This is a genomic window from Rathayibacter sp. VKM Ac-2762, assembly GCF_009866585.1.
Taxonomy (GTDB): domain Bacteria; phylum Actinomycetota; class Actinomycetes; order Actinomycetales; family Microbacteriaceae; genus Rathayibacter.
This window is the reverse complement of record NZ_CP047419.1, coordinates 1,043,573-1,067,507: the sequence shown is the minus strand read 5'-3', so window position 1 is coordinate 1,067,507 and position 23,935 is coordinate 1,043,573. Positions and strand designations below refer to the sequence as shown.

The window sequence follows — 23,935 nt, the reverse complement described above, 5'->3', positions numbered from 1 at the left end:
GATCAGGCCAGGGGATCCGCGGCCCGGTCGTCGATGATCCGCACGCCCGCGGTCGCGATGTCCTCGGCGACCTCGTCCGGCGTCGCGTTGCCCGGCACGACCGAGCCCGGCTCCGAGGCCGCGGGATCGGTGCTCCAGCGCTCGGCGGAGGGCCGCTTGGCGGTGATGAAGTCGCCGGAGGACTGGTGGCGGACGCGGCGCAGCACCCACGGCACGAGGTACTCCCGCGCCCACTGGATGTCCTCCGTGCGGGCGGCACGCCAGGTGCGGGCGTGCAGCGGCTCCGGGGCCAGGGGGCGCAGGTCGTTCTCGACGTTCAGCGACTCGAGGACCATGCGCGCGACCTCGTGGTGGCCGTGCGGGTTGAGGTGCAGGCGGTCCGGCGCCCACATCCGCACGTCCTGGATCTCCTGGAGGGACCACTGGTCGGCGACGATGCAGTCGTACCGCTTGGCCAGCGCCCGCAGGTTCTCGTTGTAGATCGCGACCTTCCCGCGGATCCGCCCGAACACGGGGGAGAAGCCCACATCCACTCCGGTGAAGAGGACGACGGTCGCCCCGTCGGAGCGGAGCCGGGCGAGGCCCGACTCGAAGCGGGACGCGATGTCGTCGGGGTCGGTCCCCGGGCGGATGACGTCGTTCCCGCCCGCGGAGATGGTGATGAGGTCGGGGCGCAGCTCCAGGGCGGGCTCGACCTGCTCGTCGACGATCTGCTGCAGGAGGCGGCCGCGCACCGCCAGGTTGGCGTAGGCGAAGTCCTCGTTCTGGCTGCCCAGGACCTCCGCCACGCGGTCCGCCCAGCCGCGGTGCCCGCCGGGGGTGCCGGGCTCGGGATCGCCGATCCCCTCGGTGAAGGAGTCGCCCAGGGCGACGTAGCGGGACCACGGATGACGCTGCTCGACCATCCCTCCATCATGCTCCGCACCCGGCCGCCGGTGGCACGGCGCGACACGCCGTGCGCCTCCCGGCGGACCGCGGAGACCGAGCCGCTGTCGGTGGCGTCGGCTAGATTCGGTCCACGTGAACAGTCCCTCGAGCTTCGGTCATCAGGTCGGCACCTCCGCCGCTGAGCACCTGTCCCCGTCGTTCCCGGGCAGGGCGCCGTGGGGTACCGCGAACAAGCTCCGCGCCTGGCAGGCGGAGGCGCTCGAGGCCTACTTCGAGCACGAGCCGCGCGACTTCCTGGCCGCCGCGACCCCGGGCGCGGGCAAGACCACCTTCGCGCTGCGGCTGGCCGCCGAGCTGCTGCACAACCGCACGGTCGACCGGATCACCGTGGTCGCGCCGACGGAGCACCTCAAGCGCCAGTGGGCCGAGGCCGCGCACCGCGTCGGCATCCGCCTGGACCCGACCTTCACCAACCGCATGGGCCGTCACGCCCGCCACTACCACGGCGTCGCCGTCACCTACGCGCAGGTCGCCGTCCGCGCCGAGCTCCACCGCGAGCTCACCCTGTCCGGGCGCACCCTCGTCATCCTCGACGAGGTGCACCACGCCGGCGACGCGCTCAGCTGGGGCGACGCGGTGCGCGAGGCCTTCGAGCCCGCCGTCCGCCGGCTCTCGCTGACCGGGACGCCGTTCCGCTCGGACACGGCAGCGATCCCGTTCGTCAGCTACCTGCCGGACGAGGAGGGCATCCGCACCTCGCTCACCGACTACGCCTACGGCTACGGCCGCGCGCTCGCGGACGGCGTCGTCCGGCCGGTGCTGTTCATGGTCTACGCCGGGCAGATGCGCTGGAAGTCGAAGGCCGGCGACGAGATGGAGGCGCGGCTCGGCGAGGGCAACACCAAGGACATCACCTCGCAGGCCTGGCGGACCGCGCTGGACCCGAAGGGCGACTGGATCCCCTCTGTCCTCCGCGCCGCGAACACCCGCCTCACCGAGGTGCGGCGCGCCGTGCCCGACGCCGGCGGCCTGGTCATCGCGACCGACCACTACACCGCGCGCGCCTACGCCGCGATGCTCCGCGAGATCAGCGGCGAGACCGTCACCGTCGTGCTCTCCGACGAGAAGGAGGCGAGCGACCGGATCGAGGAGTTCGCGAAGGACACCAGTCGCTGGATGGTCGCGGTCCGCATGGTCTCCGAGGGCGTCGACGTGCCGAGGCTCGCCGTCGGCGTCTACGCGACCTCGGCGTCGACTCCGCTGTTCTTCGCCCAGGCGATCGGCCGCTTCGTGCGCGCGCGGCGCCGCGGCGAGACCGCCTCGGTGTTCCTCCCGAACGTGCCCGGCCTGCTCGCGCTGGCGGGCTCGATGGAGCTGCAGCGCGATCACGCCCTCGACCGCAGGACCTCCGACGACGAGGAGTACCCCGAGGCCGATCTGATGGCCGACGCCGAGCGCAGCGAGAAGGCGTCCTCGGATCTCCTGGAGGAGGGCCGCTTCGAGTCGATCGGCTCGGCCGCCACCTTCGACCGCGTCGTCTACGAGGGCGCCGAGTTCGGGATGGAGGTCGAGGTCGAGAGCGAGGAGGAGCTCGACTTCATCGGCCTGCCGGGGCTCCTCGAGCCCGACCAGGTGCGGGAGCTCCTCCAGCACCGGCAGCAGCGGCAGGCCAAGCGCGCCGGCAGCCGCGCGGGGGCGGCGGCCCCGGCCGAGCCGGTGAGCGAGATCCCGGCACCGCTCTACCGCACGCTCAAGGAGCAGCGCAGCCTGCTCAACTCCCTGGTCGGCCTGTGGGCACGGGGGACGGGCGAGTCGCACGGCCAGGTGCACACCGAGCTGCGCCGGCTCTGCGGCGGACCCGCGGTGGCGCAGGCGAGCGTGACCCAGCTGCAGGCGCGGATCGATCTCCTGCGGCGAAGGCTCGGCTCGCACTGATCGCGGTGAGGCGCCCCGGTACGTGGCGCCGCGCTCTCGACGACGGAGCCGATCGCTGCTCCTGCCCGGCCCGGCCGGCCCCTCCGCGTGCGCCGGACAGTCCCTCCGGCGCGTTCTAGCCGATGCACCCGGCGCGGCGCCAGCCCTCCCCGGCGGACCGGGCGCGACCGTACTGTTCGAGCGTGACCCACCGGAACGACCTGCCCGCTCACGCGCCCGCAGGACGAACCGGACGGCGGTTCCGGCCGCCGGTCGTGACCACCGGAGGAGGACCGCGCGATGAGCGCTGACCGTCAGGGGAATGCTCGAGACACGCTCGCTAAGCTGAGCAGTCGGTCCGTCGCGGAAGTGACGGACCATCACCCCCGACGTCGGGCATCCGCAGACCGCACATCGGCGTCTCCCGGACTGCCCGAGAACAATCCCCTGAGGAGTCTCGTGGAGACCTGGCCCGGAACCGCCTACCCGTTGGGCGCGACGTTCGACGGAAGCGGCACGAACTTCGCCCTGTTCAGCGAGATCGCCGAGCGCGTCGAGCTGTGCCTCTTCGAGGAGGACGGCACCGAGACGCGCGTCGAGATCCAGGAGTCGGACGCCTACGTCTGGCACTGCTACCTCCCGCAGGTCCAGCCGGGCCAGCGCTACGGCTTCCGCATCCACGGACCGTACGACCCCGATGCCGGCCACCGCTGCAACCCGAACAAGCTGCTGCTGGACCCCTACGCGAAGGCGATCTCGGGGGAGATCGACTGGGACCAGTCCCTCTTCTCGTACACCTTCGGCGACCCGGACTCGACGAACGACGAGGACTCGGCGCCGCACATGATGATGGGCGTCGTCATCAACCCCTTCTTCGACTGGGCCGGTGACCGCCGCCCGCGCACCTCCTACGACAGCACCGTGATCTACGAGGCGCACGTGAAGGGGCTCACCAAGACGCACCCCGACGTGCCGGAGGAGCTCCGCGGCACCTACGCCGGAGTCGCCCACCCCGCGGTGATCGACCACCTCAAGCACCTGGGCGTCTCGGCGATCGAGCTCATGCCCGTGCACCAGTTCGTGAACGACTCGACGCTGATGGACAAGGGCCTCTCGAACTACTGGGGCTACAACACGATCGGCTTCTTCGCTCCGCAGAACACCTACTCCTCCACGGGCGACCAGGGCCAGCAGGTCCAGGAGTTCAAGAGCATGGTGAAGGCGCTCCACGCGGCCGGCATCGAGGTCATCCTCGACGTGGTCTACAACCACACGGCGGAGGGCAACCACCTCGGCCCCACGCTGTCGTTCCGCGGCATCGACAACGAGGCCTACTACCGCCTCGTCGACGACGACAAGCGCTACTACATGGACTACACCGGCACCGGGAACACCCTGAACGTGCGCCACCCGCATTCGCTGCAGCTCATCATGGACTCGCTGCGGTACTGGGTGACGGAGATGCGCGTCGACGGCTTCCGCTTCGACCTCGCCTCGGCGCTGGCACGCGAGTTCTACGACGTCGACCGGCTCTCCACCTTCTTCGAGCTCGTCCAGCAGGACCCGGTGGTCTCGCAGGTGAAGCTGATCGCCGAGCCGTGGGACGTCGGGCCCGGCGGCTACCAGGTGGGCAACTTCCCGCCCCAGTGGACCGAGTGGAACGGCAAGTACCGCGATACGGTCCGCGACTTCTGGCGCGGCGAGCCGTCGACGCTGGGGGAGTTCGCCTCACGCCTCACCGGCTCGGCCGACCTCTACGCGCACTCGGGCCGCTACCCGGTCGCCTCGATCAACTTCGTCACGGCGCACGACGGCTTCACCCTCCGGGACCTCGTCTCGTACAACGAGAAGCACAACGACGCCAACGGCGAGGACGGCAACGACGGCGAGTCGCACAACCGCTCCTGGAACCACGGCGTGGAGGGGCCCACGGACGACCCGCGGGTGCTCGCGCTCCGGGCGCGCCAGCAGCGGAACTTCCTCGCGACGATGCTGATCTCCCAGGGCGTCCCGATGATCCTCCACGGCGACGAGCTGGGCCGGACCCAGAACGGCAACAACAACACCTACGCCCAGGACAGCGAGCTGACCTGGATCGACTGGGCGCACGCCGACCGGCCGCTGCTCGAGTTCACCGCGGCGCTCATCCGCCTGCGCGCCGAGCACCCGACCTTCCGACGCATGCGCTTCTTCGACGGCCGCCCCGTCCTGCGCGGCGACGGCGAGCCCCTGCCCGACATCGTCTGGTTCACCGCTGCCGGCACCGAGATGTCCCCGTCCGACTGGGACTCCGGTCTCGGCCGATCGGTGGGCATCTACCTCAACGGCAACGGGATCCGCGAGCGCGACCAGCGCGGACGCCCCGTCACCGACGACAGCTTTCTCCTGTACTTCAACGCCGACGACGTCGACGTCGAGTTCGCGATCCCGAGCGACGAGTACGCGCTCGAGTGGAGCGTCCTCGTCGACACCGCCGGCGCCGAGGCGGACTCGATCCCGCGTCCGGCGGGGGCGATGCTCACCGTCCAGGCGAAGTCGCTCGTCATCCTCCAGGAACACAGCACCCCCGAGCCCGAGGTCGACCACTCGGTCGCCGCCTCGCTCGCGTCCCTGGCCGCCACCTCGGCCATTCCGATCGTCTCCTCGACCGGACCCACCAGCCCCCACGCCGAGTCGACCGACTCCGCGACCGCACCCTCGACAGGAGCCTGACGTGCGTCTGCCCGCCTCCACCTACCGCCTCCAGATCCGGTCGGCGTTCGACCTCGACGACGCCGCCCGCGTCGCCGACTACGTGCGCGCGCTCGGAGCGGACTGGCTGTACTTCTCGCCGCTGCTGAAGGCCGAGCCCGGCTCGGACCACGGCTACGACGTGGTGGACCACACCGAGGTCGATCCCGATCGCGGTGGCGCGGCCGGCCTGGCGAACGCCTCGGCCGCGGCGCGGGCGGAGGGCCTCGGCGTCCTCATCGACATCGTCCCCAACCACATGGGCGTCGCGACCCCGAGCGAGAACTCGTGGTGGTGGGACCTGCTGAGGAACGGGACGTCCTCCCGCTACGCCACCGCCTTCGACATCGACTGGGAGGCGGGGGGCGGGAAGCTGCGCGTGCCGATCCTCGGCGACGGTGCGAGCGAGGGAGACAGCGACAGCGAGCTCGACGCGCTCGAGGTCGTCGGCGACGAGCTGCACTACTACGAGAACCGCCTGCCGATCGCGCCCGGCACCGCCGAGCCCGGCGACTCCGGCCGCACGGTGCACGAGCGCCAGAGCTACGAGCTCGTGAACTGGCGCCGCGCCGACGCCGAGCTGAACTACCGCCGCTTCTTCGCGGTGAACACCCTCGCCGCCATCACGGTCGAGCGGCCCGAGGTGTTCGACGCCTCGCACGCCGAGATCGTCCGCTGGTTCACCGAGGGGCTCGCTGACGGCCTGCGCGTCGACCACCCGGACGGCCTGGCCGACCCGGGCGGATACCTCGACGACCTGGCCCGCGCGATCGGCGGCGCCCCGGTCTGGGTCGAGAAGATCCTCGAGGGCGACGAGGAGCTGCCGCCGCACTGGGCGACCGTCGGCACCACGGGCTACGACGCCCTGGCAGACGTCGACCGCATCCTGGTCGACCCCGACGCCCGCCCCGTGCTGGAGGGCCTCGACGCCGAGCTCACGGGGAAGGGCGCCCCGCTGCAGTGGGCCGACCTCATCCACGACACCAAGCGCGGCATCGCCGACGGGATCCTCCGCTCCGAGGTCCTGCGGCTGGCCCGCCTGATCCCCGGCATCGAGGGAGCGGACGACGCGCTGGCGGAGCTCCTGGCGACCTACCCGGTCTACCGCAGCTACCTCCCCTACGGAGCGGAGCACCTCGAGCACGCCCGCGTCGACGCCGTGCGCCGCCGTCCCGAGATCCGCGCGACCATCGACGAGGTCGCCGCGGCGCTCGGCGAGACCGGCACTCCGGTGTCCGTGCGCTTCCAGCAGACCTCCGGCATGGTGATGGCGAAGGGCGTCGAGGACACGGCGTTCTACCGCTTCAGCCGCCTCACCTCGCTGAACGAGGTCGGAGCGGACCCGGACGAGTTCGCGATCGACCTGGTCGAGTTCCACCGCCGCCAGGCCGTGCGCCAGGCCTCGTTCCCCGCCTCGCTCACCACGCTCTCGACCCACGACACGAAGCGCGGCGAGGACACCCGTGCCCGCATCACCGCACTGGCCGAGGACCCGGAGGCGTGGGCGGCGACGCTCCGCGAGCTCCACGACCTCGTCGGCTTCGGCGACGGCCCGATCGAGCACCTGCTCTGGGAGGCCGTCGTGGGGACCTGGCCCGCGAGCCGCGAGCGCCTGCACGCCTACGCCGAGAAGGCGTCGCGCGAGGCCGACGACTCGACGCACTGGACCGCTCCTGACGAGCAGTTCGAGAAGCGGATGCACGCGGCGATCGACGCGGCGTTCGACGAGCCCGCCGTCCGCCGGCTGGTCGAGCAGACCGTCGAGCGGGTGTCGGCCGCCGGCTGGTCGAACGGCCTCGCCGCGAAGCTCGTGCAGATCACCGCCCCGGGCATCCCGGACGTCTACCAGGGCAGCGAGCTCTGGGAGACCTCCCTCGTCGACCCGGACAACCGCCGCGAGGTCGACTTCGGGCAGCGTCGAGCGCTGCTGGAGCGGATCGACGGCGGCTGGAAGCCCGCGATCGACGCCGAGGGAGCCGCGAAGCTCCTCGTCACCTCACGCGCCCTCCGGCTCCGCCGCGACCGCCCCGAGCTGTTCACCCGCTACGCCGCCGTCCCCGCGATCGGGCCCGCCGCCGAGCACGCGATCGCTTTCGACCGCGGCGGCGCGCTGACCGTCGCGACCAGGCTCCCCGAGGGCCTCGCCGCTTCGGGCGGGTGGAACGGCACGGTCGTGGTCCTGCCCGGGCACCCGATGGAGGACGTCCTCACCGGCCGCACCTTCGCGGGAGGAGTGACTCCGGTCGCCGAGATCCTCGCCGACTACCCCGTGGCACTGCTCGCCCCGGTCTCCTGACCGGTTCCGCACCGCACCGCAGACCGATCCGACCCCTCCTGGAGACAGCAGTGATCAGCACGACTCCCTACCGCTACGCACTCCCGACGACCGGGCCCGAGCGGTTCGACGTCTGGGCCCCCGAGGCCTCGACGGTCGAGCTCCTTCTCGGCGACGACTCGTCGCTGACGATGACCCGCCACGGAGACGACGGATGGTGGCGGGCGCCCGCGTCGGCCCCGGCCACCGGCGAGGTCGACTACGGGTACCGGGTGGACGGCAGTGGTCCGCTGCCGGACCCCCGCTCGCGCCGCCAGCCGAAGGGCGTGCACGAGCTCTCGCGCACGTTCGACCCCTCGGCGCACGAGTGGGGCGACTCCGCCTGGACCGGGCGCGAGCTCGCCGGCGCCGTCATCTACGAGCTGCACCTCGGCACGTTCACACCCGAGGGCACCCTGGACGCGGCGGCGGAGCGCTTCGAGCACCTGCGCTCGATCGGCGTGGACTTCATCGAGCTGCTGCCGGTCAACGCGGTGAACGGAACGCACAACTGGGGCTACGACGGCGTCCTCTGGTACGCCGTGCACGAGCCGTACGGCGGACCCGAGGCGTACCAGCGCTTCGTGGACGCCGCCCACCGCGCCGGCCTCGGCGTGGTCCAGGACGTCGTCTACAACCACCTCGGCCCGAGCGGCAACTACCTGCCGGAGTTCGGCCCCTACCTCAAGAACGAGAAGGCCAACACCTGGGGCAGCTCGATCAACCTGGACGGCGAGGGTTCGGACACCGTCCGCGGGTACATCATCGACAACGCTCTGATGTGGCTGCGCGACTACCGCGTCGACGCCCTGCGCCTGGACGCGGTGCACGCCCTCTCGGACGAGCGGGCCGTGCACGTGCTCGAGGAGATGGCGAGCGAGGTGGCCGTGCTGTCGGCCCACGTCGGGCGCCCTCTGACGCTGATCGCCGAGTCCGACCTCAACGACCCGACGCTGATCACTCCGCGGGAGGCGCACGGCTACGGGCTCGACGCGCAGTGGAGCGACGACTTCCACCACGCGGTCCACGTCGCGCTGACCGGGGAGACCACGGGCTACTACGAGGACTTCGCGCCGCTCGGCGCCCTCGCGAAGGTGCTGACCCGGGGCTTCTTCCACGACGGCACCCTCTCGACGTTCCGCGGCCGTCACCACGGCCGTCCGGTGGACACCGAGCACATGCCGACCTGGCGCCTGGTGGTCTGCAGCCAGAACCACGACCAGATCGGCAACCGGGCGGTCGGCGACCGTCTGACGGCGTCCCTCGACGAGGGCCGTCTCGCGATCGCCGCTGCTCTGACGCTGCTGGGCCCTTTCACTCCCATGCTGTTCATGGGCGAGGAGTGGGCGGCGTCGACCCCGTGGCAGTTCTTCACCTCGCACCCGGAGAAGGATCTGGGCGAGGCGACGGCGAAGGGCCGCATCGAGGAGTTCGCGAAGATGGGCTGGGACCCGGAGGTCGTGCCCGACCCGCAGGACCCGGAGACGTTCCTGCGCTCGCGGCTCGACTGGTCCGAGGTCGGGGAGGGGCGTCACGCCCGCACCCTCGAGGTGTACCGCGAGCTGGCGGCGATCCGCCGCCGCTACCCCGAGCTGACGGACCCGCGCTTCGGGTCGCTCCGCGTGGAGTTCGACGAGGAGGCCCGCTGGCTGACTCTCGGCCGCGGTCGGGTGACCGTGGCGATCAACGTCGGCGAGTCCGCCGCCCGCATCGCCCTGCCGGAGGTGGCGGAGACGCTGCTCGGCGTCGGGGAGTACGCGGTGCAGCCCGGGGACACCGAGGTGGACCTCGGCGGTTCCTCGCTGCTGGTGACGCTGAGCGCCTGAGCGCCTGAGGTCAGTGGCGGCCGGCTGTTCAGGTGGCCGGCCGCCGCTGTCCTGAACGGCCGCCTCGGGCCCGAGCGCTCAGAGCGTGACCGCGGCGTACTCCGTCGCGGTCACGACCCGCACTCCCTCGTCGTGGACGAGCAGGAGCGCGCGGAGGGGGATGGCCCGCTTGTGGCACGCCGCCGCCAGGTGACGGGCGAGGACCCGATCGGTCTCGCCGAGGAAGGCGCGCCCGGGACGTTCCAGGGCGAAGGCGAGAGAGCCCACGTCCTGGTGCGCCACGGCCTTGGCGAGGGTGGCGACGATCCGCTCGGTCTTCTCCTCGTCAGGGTGCACGGGGAATCCGTCCACCGGGTAGAGGATCGGCAGCTGCACGCCGTCGCGGTCGAGGAAAATCGGCCACAGGGCCCGGCGGTAGGCCGGTCCGATCAGCGAGGAGACGCGCTCGCGCAGCTCGCGGTCGTTCAGGAGCGGCGCATCGAGGTGCGGAGCGGGAGCGGCGTGGTCGAGAGTGGTCATGGTGTCGCTTTCTCGTGGGCGAGCGGGCGGTGCCGCTGAGGGGTCATCGGAAGTTGCGGGAGGTGGTGCGAGCGCCGACCGTGAGGGTCTCGAACCTGTCGGCGAGGAGGTTCGTCACCCCCTCGTCGGAGCGCTCAAGGATCCCCCTGACCAGCAGGGCGGGTGCCTCGCGGGCCACGCGGCGGTAGCGGTTCCATACTCCGACGGAGCAGATCACGTTGAGGATCCCGTGCTCGTCCTCGAGGTTGAGGAAGGTCACTCCACCGGCTGTGGAGGGACGTTGGCGGTGGATCACGACCCCGCCGACCTCGATCCGGGTCCCCGAGGGGATGCCGGGGAGATCGGCCGAGGAGCGGGCGCCGCGGCGAGCGAGCCCCTCGCGGAGGTGGCGCAGCGGATGGTCGTCGGGCGAGATGCCGGTGGCCCAGAAGTCGAAGACCACGCGCTCCTGAGGGGAGAGCATCGGCAGGAGCGGGGGCTGCACGACGACCGTGGAGCCGGCGAGGAACTCCTCGCGGTCGCCTGCGGCGGTGCCGGCCTCCCAGAGCGCCTGCCGACGCTGCAGACCGAGCGAGTCGAAGGCGCCCGCGGCGCCGAGGGCCTCCAGCTGAGCCGCGGTCGTGCCGACCCGACGCGAGAGGTCGGCCATGCTCGCGTAGGGTCCGCCGCGTTCGCGCTCGGCGACGATGTGCTCGGCGAGCGCGGTGCCGATGCCCTTCACCCCTGCCAGCCCGAGCCGGATCACGAAGCCGCTGTCGCGCCTGTGGTCGTCCGTGTGGAAGTGCTCGGTGCGGTCGAACAGTCCCGTGGGCGGCTGATCGGCGCGGAGGCAGTCGTCGCTCCCGTAGGCGGCGCCGCCCCTACGGGGTGCGGGGGCGTCCTCCTTCGCCTCGAGCCCGGGAGGCGCCAGGGAGCGGTTGACGTCGGGCGAGACGACCTCCACTCCGTGACGTCGGGCATCGGCGACCAGGGTGTGCGGGGCGTAGAAGCCCATGGGCTGCGCCCTCAGCAGCGCGGCGGTGAACGCGGCGGGGTAGTGCAGGCGGAGCCAGGCGCTCGCGTAGACCAGCAGGGCGAAGCTGATCGCATGGCTCTCGGCGAAGCCGAAGTTCGCGAAGGCCTGGATCCGGAGGTAGATGTCGTCCGCGACCTCGCCTGTGATGCCGTTGCGGGCCATCCCCTGGTAGAGCCGCTCGCGGAGGGTCTCGATCTTCTCGGTCCCGCGCTTGGACCCCATCGCCCGGCGCAGCAGGTCGGCGTCCTCCGCGTTGCAGTCGCCGACGGCCACGGCCACCTGCATGAGCTGCTCCTGGAAGAGCGGCACGCCGAGGGTGCGCTTGAGCGGCGTCACGAGGAGGGGGTGCTGGTACGTCACCGGCTCCTCGCCGAGCTTGCGGCGGATGTAGGGGTGGACCGCACCGCCCTGGATGGGGCCGGGGCGGATGAGCGCGACCTCGATCACCAGATCGTAGAAGCGGCGCGGCTGCAGCCGGGGGAGGGTGCCCATCTGCGCCCTGCTCTCGACCTGGAACACCCCGATCGAATCGGCGCGGCAGAGCTGGTCGTAGACGCCCTTCTCCTCCCGGGGGAGGGTGGAGAGGTCCCACTTCTCGCCGACGTGCTCGGCGACGAGGTCGAACGTGTACTGCAGGGCGGCGAGCATCCCGAGCCCGAGGAGGTCGAACTTGACCAGGCCCATCCAGGCGCAGTCGTCCTTGTCCCACTGCAGGACGGTGCGGTCCTCCATCCGGGCGGGCTCGATCGGGCAGACCTCGCCCACGGGCCGGTCTGTCAGCACCATGCCGCCGGAGTGGATGCCCAGGTGCCGGGGCGTGCCCAGCACCCGGGTGGTCAGGGCGACCACGTCCTCGGGGATGTCGTGGTCGGTGCTCTCGGTGACGGACCCCCACCGCTCGACCTGCTTCGACCAGCCGTCCTGCTGCCCGGCGCTGTATCCGAGGGCCTTGGCCATGTCGCGCACGGCGAACTTGGGCCGGTAGGTGATGACGTTGGCGACCTGGGCCGCGTTCAGACGTCCGTACTTCCGGTAGACGTACTGGATCACCTCCTCGCGTCGCTCCGAGTCGAAGTCGACGTCGATGTCGGGCTCCTCGTCGCGGATGCTGGAGAGGAACCGCTCGAACGGCAGGTCGTAGAAGATCGAGTCGACCGCCGTGATGCCCAGGACGTAGCAGACCGCCGAGTTGGCGGCCGAGCCGCGTCCCTGGCAGAGGATGCCGTTCCGCTTGGCGTAGTGGACGATGTCGTGGACGATCAGGAAGTAGCCCGGGAAGTCCTTCTGCTCGATCACCGCGAGCTCCTTCTCGAGGCGCGCGAGGACGTCGGCGTCGGCGCGGGGGTACTTGGCCGGCACGGCCTCGCGTACGAGCTCGCGCAGCCAGCTCATCGAGGTGTGCCCCTCGGGGACCTCCTGGCGCGGCAGCCGGGGCCGGACTCGGCCGAGCTCGAAGGCGATCTCGTCGGCGACGCGCACCGTGTTCTCCACGGAGCCGGGGTAGCGGCCGAAGCGCTCGGCCATCTCGGCGCCGGAGCGCAGGTGGGCGCCGCCCGCTGCGGGGAGCCAGCCGTCCATCTCGTCGAGGCTCCGGCGTGCTCTGACCGCGGCGAGGGCCGTCTGGAGGGGGCGCTCCTCCGGCCGGGCGTAGTGCACGTTCCCGGTGGCGACCGTCCGCAGCCGGAGCTTCTCGGCGATCGCCGCCAGCTGGTCGTTGGCGCGCGAGGCGAGGGGATCCCCGTGGTCGTACAGCTCCACGAGGACGTTGGCGGGACCGAAGAGCCGGACGAGCTCGCAGACCTCCTGCTCGGCCGCGGCCACTCCTGCGGCGGCGAGCGCTTGACGGACCGCTCCCTTGCGGCAGCCCGTCAGCACGATCCAGTGGCCGTCGGCGGCGCGCGCGAGCTCCTCGAGGTCATAGCTCGGCTTGCCCTTCTCGGCTCCGGCGAGCTGGGCGGTGGTGATCGCACGGGCGAGGCGGTGGTAGCCCTCCTCGCGGCGCGCGAGGACGAGCAGGTGGGTCCCCTCCGGATCGGCGACCCCGTTCTGAGGCGAGGTGAGCCCGATCGAGAGCTCGGCTCCGAAGGCCGTGCGGACGGCGTGCCCCTGCGCGGCCTCGGCCATCCTCACGATGCCGTAGAGGCCGTCGTGGTCGGTGAGCGCGAGAGTGTCGATGCCGAGCCGGACCGCCTCCTCGACCAGCTGCTCCGGCTTGCTCGCCCCGTCGAGGAAGCTGAAGTGGGAGTGCGCGTGCAGCTCGGCGTAGGGCACCGGATGAGCCGGCGGCCGGACGTCGTCCCCTGCCACGTAGGCGGGGCGCTTGTGCGACCAGGCCGGGCTGTCGCCGCCGTCGCCCCGGACGACCGTGCCGTCGGCGCGCTTGCCGCTGGAGAGGCGGCGCTCGAACTCCGACCAGGGGATCGGCGGGTTGTTCCAGCCCATCGGGGCTCCTTCGGTGCTCGTTCGCGGTGGTGGAGGGATGCTCCGGTTCAGTCGTAGCGGGCCTCTGCTGCCCAGACCCCGTCGAGGCAGAGCAGCAGCCAGGCGACACCGGCGGCGTCGACCACCTGGAAGCGGTCGTAGCGGACGGCGGTGCTCGGATCCCACCAGCGCTCGTCGATCGGCCAGGGACCCGCCCATCCGGCGAGGGGCTCCAGGCGTGCCTGAGAGGTCCCGGGGGTGAAGTAGGCGGGCACGGAGCTGAGGGCGCCGCGCTCGTCGACCGCGACGGGTTCGCCCCTCGGTCCGCGGACCAGCACGGCCGCGGGCTCCGCGAAGACCGTCGGCGGGAGGGGCGGCGGCAGGGAGCCGGGCCAGGGCAGGGTCCTCGGCCGTGCGTCGCCCGGCTCCCGGTCGCCCCAGGGGATCAGGTGCTGGCGGTCGCGGAGGGATCGACCCCCTCCGATCGACGCGGTCATCACGGCCTCGTGCCCGAGCATGCTCTGCACGCGGCTCAGCCCGTGGTGGACGCGCTCCTCCGGAGCGGTGCCCCAGAGACCCTGCTCGTGGTTGCCGATCGCGTCGACCGCCTCGGGCTCGACGCAGAGCCGCGAGATCGGCGCTCCGAGACCGGTGTCGATCTCCCCGCTGCCCTGCAGCTGCCAACGGACCCGGTCGAGCACGTCGCCCGGGGTGAACCATCTCGGGTGCAGCCAGCTCCGGGAGAAGACCTCACCGCGCTCGCTGACGACCTCGATGCGGATGGCGGTCGCGACCAGCCGTGCGCGGGTGAGCCCGGCGACGAACTCCTCCGCGGGGACGCGGAAGGCGAAGGCGGCCTGGTCGATGCGGTCCAGAGGGGGCTCGAACTCCATCGCCCGGTCGAGGCGCTCCGGCGGGAGCCGGGGCACCACCGTCTCCGACTCCGCACCGGCGGCGAGGAGGTGCGCGTGGGCACCCTCCGGTCCGAACCGGGCGGCGACGTCCTCGCGAGGGAGGGCGGCGAAGGCGCCGAGGGTGCGGACGCCGAGTCTGCGCAGGAGCGCCACCAGGTCGTCCCCCCGGCGGGGAGCACGGGCAGGGGCTGCGACGGACTCGGTCTCGAGGGCGTCGAGCGGGAGAGGGGCGAGGAAGCCTGCCGCTGCTCCTGGGGGCACGACGGCGACGGGGCGGCCGGAGTGCTTCGCGGCGAGCTCGGAGGCGAAGAGCCCGTCGGCGATCCCGATGCGGGCGTCGGGGAGACCCAGCTCGGCCAGCCGTTGCAGGATCGCCTCGGCCGCGCTCTGCTCGCTCCCGTAGTAGCGGCGCGGACCGCGGGCACGGATCGCGCACAGACCGGGCCGGATCAGCTGGACGCCCGGGGTGATCTCCTCGAGCGCCTGGATGAGCGGCTCGAACGCCCGGTGGTCGAGCACCGGGTCGTACGGGAGCACGGCGAGACCCGTGCAACGGGACTGCGCCTCGCGCACGCGCATGCCCCGCCGGACCCCCTCCGCCCGGGCAGCGGGGGAGGAGGCGAAGACCAGGCTCTTCTCCGTGAGGGCCAGGGGGTGCTCGGCGCCGAGGCCGGCGTCGGCGGCGGCCGCGAGGAGGGGCCAGTCGGGGCACCAGACGAGGATCGTCCGCCGCAGCTCGGGTGCGCTCGCCATCTCAGACCGCCCGCTCGTGCAGGCGGCCGTGCTCGACCCGGGAGCCGAAGGCGCTCTCGACGCCGGGCATGCTCATCCGCACCGTGCGCACCCGGGTGCCGGCCCGGCCGACCACATCGACCATCGCCTCCCGGGAGCGCAGGTAGCCGTGGCCGTCGCCGAGCCCCTCCCAGCGGCTGCTGCGGATGCTGAGCCGCGCCTCGGCCTGGGGCCACTCGCCGAGGACCACGAGCGCGGCACCCCGCTGGCGCAGTCGTGCTCCCAGACGCGAGACGTCGGTCGAGGAGACGGAGGCGGGCGGACGGGTGAGCACGACGGTCAGCACATCGACCAGAGCGGCGGTGACGGTGAGCCAGTGCTCGGCCGGTGCGGGCACGAGCACCAGGCGCTCGAGGTCGATCCCCATGCCTGCCGCGGCCTCGGCCCCGAACTCCGGGACGCCCACCACGCCGCACCACGAGCCCTCGGCGGACGGGCCGGCGAGCAGCCCCATAGCCAGACTCATCGAGCCCTCCACCGAGTAGGCGGCACCCTGCTTGAGCGAGCCGCCCGGGAGCACGGAGGAGAAGGCCGGCAGGGTGGCGAGGCTCCTGGTCTCGAGGGTGGTCGCCTGCATGTCCCGGATGCGGGACTGCAGCTCCTTCACCGACGCGAGCTGCCGCAGAAGGGGCTCTGCGGCCTCGGCCGTCTCCGCGGAGACGAGGGATGAAGGGGGGCTCATCTGCCCATGTTCGAACATGTGTTCGAGTATGTCAATCGCCACCGACATCCACCGGCGAGCCGCACGGACCCTTCCGCGACCGCCCGGCGAGGCGCACTGAGGAGGAGGTACCAGACGTCCCGGGCAGTCTCGCATCCGCCCCCGACATCCCCGTCCGGGGGCGTTCTCCACCGGGTCTCGGCGAGGAAGGGCCTCCTGCCGCGCCTCTACCATGGGAGCCATGTACGACGCCCTGCCCGACCCCGCCGACTCCGACGCCACCGCCCCGGCCGCGCCGCGCAGAAGGACCCTCGTGGTCAAGATGGGGTCCAGCTCGGTCACCAAGCAGTCGGGTCCGGATCCCGTTCTCCTGGCCAGCGCGCTCGAGAGCGCCTTCGCCGCCCGCGCGCTGGGCTGGGACGTCGTGCTGGTCTCCTCCGGCGCCGTCTCCTCGGGCCGGGCGCTCTTCGCCCGCTCGCAGGAGGAGCCGATCAGCGCCCGCCTGGCGGCAGCGGTGGGCCAGACCGTCCTGATGGGCTTCTACCGCTCGGTGGCCGAGCTCTCGGGCGCCCTGGTCGCGCAGATCCTCATCGGCGAGTCCGACCTCGCCTCTCCCCGGCAGATGGCACACGTAGCCGAGGCGATCCGCCACGCCCTCGACGCCGGAGTCGTGCCCGTGGTCAACGGCAACGACACGATCGACTCCGCCGGCTCGGACAACGACGGCGTCGCCGGCGGATTGGCGATGCTCCTCGGCGCGGACCTGCTGCTGCTGCTCACCGACGTCCCAGGCGTCTTCGCCGGCAGCATCGCCGAGGGCGTGCACCTCGAGGAGCTGGGCATCTCGGAGCTGCGCCGCATCGGCGTGCAGAAGGGCGGTACCGGCCGAGGGGGCATCCGCTCCAAGCTGCGGGCCGCCGAGCTCGCCGCGCACAACGGCGTCTCGACCAGGATCGCCGGGGCGCGCACCCCCGAGGTCATCCTGGGCGCCCTGGGAGGGCCGGGCCCGGGCACCCTCGTCCGCGCCGTGCACGCGCATCCGCCCGTGGAGCAGCGCTGGATCTCCGGAGTGGCCACCGGCCGCGGCCGCGTCGAGATCAACCTCGAGGCCGAGCGGAGCATCGGAGCCGGCTCGAGCCTGTTCGCCTCGGGCATCAAGCGCGTCTCCGGCGAGTTCGGCGGCGGCGACGTGATCGAGGTGCGCGCCCTCAGCGGAGAGCTCCTCGCGCGCGGCGTCTCCCGCGTCTCCTCGCGTCTGCTGACCCTGGTCCGCGCACTCCGGGTCGACGAGATCGCTCGCGTCTTCGTGGCGGTCCTCGGGCATGCCGCCACGACGGCGCCGTCGGCGAGTCCGGAGGGGGAGGAGAGGCCGCAGCTGACCCGCGCTCTGGAGTACGCGCGCACTCTCTCCTCCGAGCACGCGCGGGCCGTCGCGATGGAGATCGTCTCCCTCTTCCCTGCCGAGAGCATCTCGGCCCTGCTGGGACAGGGCGCGGGGGAGGGCGAGCTCGTCGAGCGCTACACCCGCCTCGTCCGCACCCTCGCCATCGTGGAGAACGAGAACCTGGCCGTCTTCCGCTCCTGACCGCCGGTGGCGCGCCACTTCTCAGTGCAATTCGCGCCTTCGCGTCATGATCGCTGTTCTCCGGTGTCTTCCTGGTGATGGCGCCGCTCCTGGGCGCCCCCGACGGAACGGATCATCGATGAGCGTCCCCACTTCCACAGCCGGCCACTTCCGCGAGTCCGACATCACGCCCGAGAGCTTCGAGACCGAGAGGCTCGAGCGGCGGCTCGCCCTGCTCGAGGCCTCGATCGCCCAGGGGGAGCGGGCACTGCTGAGCCGGGTCGACCCGAGCAGCGGAGCTCCCCTCCCAGGCGCCTGCGGGGGGCACCGAGCCCAGCTGGTCAGCAATCTGACGACGGAGCGGGCCCTCGCCGACCGCATCCGGGAGATGCTCGCCGCTCGGAGCTGACGGGGTGCGTACGGCACGATGGGGCCATGGTCACCATCACCGTCGCCGGTCTCGCCCAGCACTTCCACCCCGCCGAGCGGGGCACCGTCCGCCTCGAGATCCGGCGCGAGTCGCGATCCCGGCCCCAGGCGCTCGCCGAGGTCACCGCCCTGCACGCGCGGGTCCGTGAGGAGGCGGCCGCCGAGCAGGCGTCCGGCGCCGCCACCTGGTGGTCCTCCGATCAGATCTCGGTCTCCTCGATCCGCCGGTACATCAAGGACTCGGACGTCTCGCAGCTGTTCCACGTCGCGGCCGCCGGGGTCCGGGTGAAGTACCGGGACTTCGCGGCTCTCGGGCGCTGGGTCGGCTCGATCTCGGAGGTGCCGGGCGTACAGATCTCGGGGGTCGACTGGGACGTGACGGCGGCGCGACGGGCGGGCATCGAGCGCGAGGTCCGCGCCGCTGCCGTGCGCGACGCGCGCGAGCGGGCCGAGGCCTACGCGGCGGCCCTCGGCCTGACCGAGGTGCGGGTGCTGACCCTCTTCGAGCCGGGACTGCGCCCGCACACGCGCATCGAGGGCGGCTCGGCGATGATGAGCCGCGCCAAGGCGTTCTCCTCTCCTGAGGAGCCGCTGGCCCTCAAGCCGGAGGACATCGAGGTCACCGCCTCGGTCTCCGCCGACTTCGAGGCGCACTGACGCGGAGACGCGACCGGGCGCCCGGTTCCGCTGCGGACGGAGAGCGCCTGCCTGCACCTGCGACCCGCTGATCGTCTGCATGGCGACCCCGAGAGTCGCCCCGAGGCGACCGACCATCCGCTCCATGACGACCCCCTCCGCCCCGATCAGCGGGCACGCGACCACCATACGTGTATTGAGGACTCCTCGGGAGCGCTGTCGCGGTTCGGCGACCGCCGTGCACACCCTCCGGGAATAGCGGGGGACCCCCGGGCGCTGAGGCAGGCATGGTCTCGCGCATCGGCTTCCTCTCCTTCGGCCACTACCAGTCCGTCCCCGGGTCTCAGACCCGCTCTGCTCGCGACGTCCTCCTCCAGACGATCGAGCTCGCGGAGGCGGCGGAGGAGATCGGCATCGACGGCGCCTACGTCCGCGTGCACCACTTCGCGCCGCAGCTCGCCTCGCCGTTCCCGCTGCTGGCGGCGATCGCCGCGCGCACCCGCCGCATCGAGATCGGCACCGGGGTCATCGACATGCGCTACGAGAACCCGCTCTACATGGCGGAGGAGGCGGCCGCCACCGACCTGATCTCCGACGGCCGGCTCGAGCTCGGGGTCAGCCGGGGATCGCCCGAGACGGCCCTGCGCGGGTCCGAGGCGTTCGGCTTCGTCCCCCCGGAGGGGATGACCGACGCCGACCTCGCCCGGCAGAAGGTGCGGATCCTCCGGGAGGCGCTCGCCGGGGCGCCGGTCGCGCAGTCCGATCCTGCGATGACGCGCCAGTCGCTCCCGCTCTCGATCGAGCCGCGCTCGCCCGGCCTCGAGGACCGGATCTGGTGGGGTGCCGGCAGCTTCGCGACCGCGCGCTGGGCGGCCGAGCAGGGCATGAACCTGCAGTCGTCGACCCTGCTCCTGGAGGAGGAGGGCGTGCCCTTCGACGAGCTGCAGGCCCGCCAGATCCGCGAGTACCGCGCCGCGTGGAGCGAGGCGGGCTGGGAGCGCACCCCGCGCGTCTCCGTGTCGCGCAGCGTTCTTCCGATCACGACCGATCTCGACCGGCTGTACTTCGGCGGCCGCGGCGAGCAGGACCAGGTCGCCACCCTCGAGGGCGTCCGCGCCCGATTCGGCCGCAGCTACACGGGCGAGCCGGACGCCGTCGCCGCCGAGCTCGCTGCGGACGCCGCCGTGCAGGAGGCGGACACGCTGCTGCTCACCGTTCCCAACCAGCTCGGGGTCGAGTACAACGCGCGGCTCCTGCGCACTGTCGTGGAATCGATCGCTCCGGCTCTCGGCTGGTCGCCGGCGACAGCAGGCGTCTGACGCCGAGGCACGGTCTGTGCCGGAGGGCCCTGCGGTGCAGGAGCGCCCGTGCGGTGCAGGAGCGCCCGTTTACTGCAGGAGCGCCCGTTTACTGCAGGAGACGCCCCGCCTCTTCGGGAAAGAGCGGGGCGTCTGCTCTCTCCGCCCGCCGCATCCCTCCCACCGACACGAGGAGGGAGGTGCCGGAAACGACGGAACCCCCCGCCTCTCCGAGGAGAGACGAGGGGTTCCGATCAGTGTGTCCGAGGGGGGACTTGAACCCCCACGCCCTATACGGGCACTAGCACCTCAAGCTAGCGCGTCTGCCATTTCCGCCACCCGGACGAGTGTTTCCTTCGACCTGCGTTTCCGCGGCCGAAGAAGACATTAGCACGGTTCCGGAGCCTCTCACGCCACCTCCCGGCCCACCGGCCTCCGCGCGCCGTCGAGCCCGCGCCGGTACCGTTGCCCGCATGTCCGACAGCATCGACAGCGCGCCCGTGACCGACAGCACCCTCGACGAGACGGCGCTCATCGCGCGCGATCTCATCCGCTTCGACACCAGCAACTACGGCGACGGGAAGGCGGAGCCGGAGCGCCCGGCCGCGGAGTACGTCGCGGCGAAGCTGCGCGACCTCGGCCTCGAGCCGGAGCTGATCGACTCCGACCCGGGACGCACGAGCGTCGTGGCGCGGGTCGCGGGGGAGGACCGCGAGCGCGGCGCCCTCGTCGTCCACGGGCACCTCGACGTGGTGCCCGCCATCGCCGACAACTGGAGCGTCGACCCGTTCGGCGGCGAGATCAAGGACGGCATGCTCTGGGGCCGCGGCGCGGTCGACATGAAGAACATGGACGCGATGATCCTCGCCTCGCTCGGCGACATCCTCCGCGAGGGGCGGCGCCCCTCCCGCGACCTCGTCATCGCCTTCTTCGCCGACGAGGAGGCGGGCGGCGTGCGGGGATCGGGATTCCTGGCCCGTGAGCGGCCCGAGCTGTTCGCCGGAGCGACCGAGGCGATCAGCGAGGTCGGCGGCTACTCGATCGAGCTGGCCGGCAAGCGCGCCTACCTCGTGCAGACGGGCGAGAAGGCGCTGATGTGGCTGACCCTCCGCGCGCACGGCACGGCGGGGCACGGCTCGCAGATCAACTCCGAGAACGCCGTCACCCGGCTGGCGCAGGCGATCGCCCGCATCGGAAGCGAGGAGTGGCCCACCCGCCTCACCGACACCACGCGCGAGCTGCTCGACGAGGTCGCCCGCCTGCTCGGCCACGACCCTCAGCGCAGCACTCCGGAGGAGCTGGCACTCGCCACCGGCACCGCCTCGCGCTTCATCGCCGCGACGCTGCGCACCACCGCCAATCCGTCGATGCTGTCGGCCGGCTACAAGGCCAACGTCATCCCGGACACCGCGGAGGCCACCATCGACGTGCGCGTCCTCCCCGGCGAGGAGGATGCGGTGCTCGAGCGCCTGAAGGTCCTCGCGGGCGAGCACGTCGAGATCCTCGTCCAGCACCGCGACATCGGACTCGAGGTGCCCTTCGCCGGCCCCCTCGTCGAGAGCATGGCCGCCTCGATCCGCCGGTTCGATCCGGGCGCCGAGGTCCTCCCGTACCTGCTCTCCGGAGGCACCGACAACAAGGCGCTCTCGACGCTCGGCATCACCGGATACGGGTTCGCGCCGCTCCAGCTGCCGTCGTCCCTGGACTTCCCGGCGCTGTTCCACGGGGTCGACGAGCGCGTTCCACTGGACGCACTAGTGTTTGGCAGGAAGGTCCTGACCGATCTCCTGCTGAGCTCCTGACGGCGCCGCGGACCGGGTCAGCACCGACCGATCCCGACCGACTGCTGGCCGACGACGCCCCAGCCCTCCTCGAAAGTGACGCATGGGCCTGCTCGACGCGCTGATCCTGGGACTCGTCCAGGGTCTGACCGAATTCCTCCCCATCTCCTCCAGCGCCCACCTCCGGATCGTCAGCGAGCTGCTGCCCGGTCTCGGCGGCCGCGACACCGGAGCCGCTTTCACCGCGATCACGCAGCTGGGCACCGAGACCGCCGTCATCATCTACTTCTGGCGCGACATCGTGCGGATCGTGTCGCACTGGGCGCGCTCCCTCGTCGGCCGGATCCCGCGCTCGGACCCGGACGCACGCATGGGCTGGCTCATCATCCTGGGCAGCCTTCCGATCATCGTCCTCGGCCTCGTCTTCCAGGACGCGATCGAGACGACCCTCCGCTCCCTGTGGGTGGTGGCCACCACCCTCATCCTCTTCGGAATCCTGCTCGGCATCGCCGACGCGGTCGGCGCGAAGAAGCGCCGCCTGCGCGACCTGGGCGTCCGCGACGGCCTGATCTTCGGAGGCGCGCAGGCGCTCGCCCTGATCCCCGGCGTCTCGCGCTCGGGAGGCACCATCACCGCCGGCCTCTTCCTCGGCTACGAGCGCAAGGCGGCGGCGCGCTACTCCTTCCTCCTCGCGATCCCCGCGGTGTTCGGCAGCGGTCTCTACCAGCTGTACAAGAGCATCAGCGACCCGGTCGTGCTCCCGAACCAGGTCCAGGTCGGCGGGCTCGAGACCCTCGTGGCGACCATCGTCGCGTTCGTGGTCGGCTTCGTCGTGATCGCGTTCTTCATGAGCTATATCTCCCGCCGCAGCTTCCTCCCGTTCGTCGTGTACCGCATCGTGCTCGGCGTCGTCCTGATGGTCGCGCTCGCCACCGGCCTGATCGCCGCCTAGATGCGCGCCTGGACCGCCGCCGACGTCCCCGCCCTGCCCGGCCGGGGGAGCGCACCGCGCCTGCACGACACGGCGACCGCGGGCCCCGTCGAGCTCGACGCGCCCAGCGGAGTCGCGAGCCTCTACGTCTGCGGCATCACGCCCTACGACGCCACCCATCTGGGGCACGCGTCGACCTACCTCGCCTTCGACACGGTCCAGCGCGTCTGGCTCGACGCGGGCTACACGGTCGAGTACGCCCAGAACGTGACCGACGTCGACGACCCGCTGCTCGAGCGTGCGACGGCCACCGGTGTCGACTGGCGCGACCTCGCCGAGGAGCAGGTCGAGCTGTTCCGCGGCGACATGGCCGCCCTGCGCGTCCTGCCTCCGCAGCACTACGTCGGAGTCACCGAGACCGTGGATCCCATCGCGGAAGCGGTCGCCCGCCTGGAGCGCGACGGCGTCGCCTACCGCGTCGCTGCTCCAGACGCGGCGGAGGAGGGCGCGAGCGACCTCTACTACGACATCGCCGCGGCCGAGAGCGCCGTCTGGCACCTGGGCAGCGAGAGCCGGCTCGACGCGGAGTCGATGGCCCGCTTCTCGGCGCTGCGCGGGGGCGACCCGGAGCGCGCCGGCAAGCGCGACCCCCTCGATCCGCTGCTCTGGCGGGCCGAGCGCGCCGGCGAGCCCGCCTGGGACGCCGAGGTCGGCCGCGGCCGTCCGGGCTGGCACATCGAGTGCTCGGTGATCGCCCTCGACCGGCTCGGACCCGAGTTCACCCTGCAGGGCGGCGGGAGCGACCTGGTCTTCCCGCACCACGAGTTCAGCGCAGGCCACGCCGCTTCGCTGTCCGGCCGTCCTCTGGCCCGCGCCTACGCGCACGCCGGGATGGTCGCCTACCAGGGCGAGAAGATGAGCAAGTCGCTCGGGAACCTGGTGCTGGTCTCCCGTCTGCGGAGCGAGGGCGCGGACCCGCGGGCGATCCGCCTCGCGCTCCTCGCGCACCACTACCGCTCCGACTGGGAGTGGCTGCCCGAGGACCTGCCGTCGGCCGAGGCGCGACTGGCGCGCTGGGAGTCGGCCCTCGCCGCCGTGGGACCGCGCTCGGCGCTCGAGGTGCTGGCGCAGCTGCGCGAGGCGCTGGCCGACGACCTCGGCACTCCGGCCGCCCTCGCCGTCGTCGACGCCGCACTGACCGAGGGCGTGGACGACCCGTCGCTCCTGCGCGACGCGGTCGACGCCCTGCTCGGGGTGCGCCCGGCCTGAACCCCGTCAGGCTCGAGTCCCGTAAGCCTCGAG

Annotated in this window: 16 protein-coding genes and 1 tRNA gene; 11 read left to right on the top strand and 6 right to left on the bottom strand. The window is 72.2% G+C overall.

Features of this window, described 5'->3' with window-relative positions; translation table 11 throughout:
• Positions 1-2 precede the first annotated feature (2 nt).
• Positions 3-905: an SGNH/GDSL hydrolase family protein gene (locus GTU71_RS05020; RefSeq protein ID WP_159939422.1), complete on the bottom strand. Its 903-nt coding sequence runs from the start codon at positions 903-905 to the stop codon at positions 3-5.
• A 115-nt stretch (positions 906-1,020) separates the two neighbouring features.
• Between GTU71_RS05020 and GTU71_RS05015 the strand changes: the two genes are divergently transcribed.
• From GTU71_RS05015 to treZ, 4 genes are all read left to right on the top strand, one after another.
• A complete protein-coding gene (locus GTU71_RS05015; protein ID WP_104232616.1) occupies positions 1,021-2,823 on the top strand; it encodes a DEAD/DEAH box helicase in 1,803 nt (600 codons plus the stop codon).
• 438 nt (positions 2,824-3,261) lie between these two features.
• Complete coding sequence (gene glgX / locus GTU71_RS05010; RefSeq protein WP_104237465.1) at positions 3,262-5,514, top strand: glycogen debranching protein GlgX; 2,253 nt, start codon at positions 3,262-3,264, stop codon at positions 5,512-5,514.
• A gap of 1 nt (position 5,515) precedes the next feature.
• Entirely contained in the window at positions 5,516-7,828 is a 2,313-nt protein-coding gene (gene treY, locus GTU71_RS05005; protein ID WP_159939421.1) for a malto-oligosyltrehalose synthase, read from the top strand.
• A gap of 50 nt (positions 7,829-7,878) precedes the next feature.
• Positions 7,879-9,672, top strand: a complete 1,794-nt coding sequence (gene treZ, locus GTU71_RS05000; protein WP_244230644.1) for a malto-oligosyltrehalose trehalohydrolase — start codon at positions 7,879-7,881, stop codon at positions 9,670-9,672.
• Positions 9,673-9,750: 78 nt separating this feature from the next.
• Here the strand turns inward: treZ and GTU71_RS04995 are convergent, their stop codons facing one another.
• Genes GTU71_RS04995 through GTU71_RS04980 form a run of 4 tightly spaced genes read right to left on the bottom strand, consistent with a single transcriptional unit; the run spans position 9,751 to position 16,015 of the window.
• Positions 9,751-10,191 carry a hypothetical protein gene (locus GTU71_RS04995; protein ID WP_159939420.1) on the bottom strand — a complete coding sequence of 147 codons (441 nt, stop codon included), beginning with the start codon at positions 10,189-10,191 and terminating at the stop codon, positions 9,751-9,753.
• Positions 10,192-10,234: 43 nt separating this feature from the next.
• Entirely contained in the window at positions 10,235-13,648 is a 3,414-nt protein-coding gene (locus GTU71_RS04990; RefSeq protein WP_159939419.1) for an error-prone DNA polymerase, read from the bottom strand.
• A 47-nt stretch (positions 13,649-13,695) separates the two neighbouring features.
• Positions 13,696-15,294: a DNA polymerase Y family protein gene (locus tag GTU71_RS04985; RefSeq protein ID WP_159939418.1), complete on the bottom strand. Its 1,599-nt coding sequence runs from the start codon at positions 15,292-15,294 to the stop codon at positions 13,696-13,698.
• A gap of 1 nt (position 15,295) precedes the next feature.
• Entirely contained in the window at positions 15,296-16,015 is a 720-nt protein-coding gene (locus GTU71_RS04980) for a hypothetical protein (protein ID WP_104246819.1), read from the bottom strand.
• Positions 16,016-16,235: 220 nt separating this feature from the next.
• Between GTU71_RS04980 and proB the strand changes: the two genes are divergently transcribed.
• From proB to GTU71_RS04960, 4 genes are all read left to right on the top strand, one after another.
• The gene (gene proB, locus GTU71_RS04975; RefSeq protein WP_159939417.1) at positions 16,236-17,579 is read left to right on the top strand and encodes a glutamate 5-kinase; all 1,344 of its coding nucleotides are present in this window, start codon (positions 16,236-16,238) and stop codon (positions 17,577-17,579) included.
• Between the two features lie 118 nt (positions 17,580-17,697).
• Positions 17,698-17,967 carry a hypothetical protein gene (locus GTU71_RS04970; RefSeq protein ID WP_104250347.1) on the top strand — a complete coding sequence of 90 codons (270 nt, stop codon included), beginning with the start codon at positions 17,698-17,700 and terminating at the stop codon, positions 17,965-17,967.
• A 26-nt stretch (positions 17,968-17,993) separates the two neighbouring features.
• Positions 17,994-18,644 (top strand): SIMPL domain-containing protein, encoded by a 651-nt coding sequence (locus GTU71_RS04965; protein WP_159939416.1) that lies wholly within the window; start codon positions 17,994-17,996, stop codon positions 18,642-18,644.
• A gap of 266 nt (positions 18,645-18,910) precedes the next feature.
• The gene (locus tag GTU71_RS04960) at positions 18,911-19,942 is read left to right on the top strand and encodes an LLM class flavin-dependent oxidoreductase (RefSeq protein WP_104283654.1); all 1,032 of its coding nucleotides are present in this window, start codon (positions 18,911-18,913) and stop codon (positions 19,940-19,942) included.
• Between the two features lie 239 nt (positions 19,943-20,181).
• Here GTU71_RS04960 and GTU71_RS04955 read toward each other — a convergent pair.
• Positions 20,182-20,266, bottom strand: a tRNA-Leu gene (locus tag GTU71_RS04955).
• Between the two features lie 128 nt (positions 20,267-20,394).
• Between GTU71_RS04955 and GTU71_RS04950 the strand changes: the two genes are divergently transcribed.
• From GTU71_RS04950 to mshC, 3 genes are all read left to right on the top strand, one after another.
• The gene (locus GTU71_RS04950; RefSeq protein WP_181127737.1) at positions 20,395-21,723 is read left to right on the top strand and encodes a M20/M25/M40 family metallo-hydrolase; all 1,329 of its coding nucleotides are present in this window, start codon (positions 20,395-20,397) and stop codon (positions 21,721-21,723) included.
• A gap of 82 nt (positions 21,724-21,805) precedes the next feature.
• Entirely contained in the window at positions 21,806-22,654 is an 849-nt protein-coding gene (locus tag GTU71_RS04945) for an undecaprenyl-diphosphate phosphatase (RefSeq protein ID WP_104222008.1), read from the top strand.
• Positions 22,655-23,902: a cysteine--1-D-myo-inosityl 2-amino-2-deoxy-alpha-D-glucopyranoside ligase gene (gene mshC, locus GTU71_RS04940; protein WP_104222010.1), complete on the top strand. Its 1,248-nt coding sequence runs from the start codon at positions 22,655-22,657 to the stop codon at positions 23,900-23,902.
• Positions 23,903-23,935: the final 33 nt, after the last annotated feature.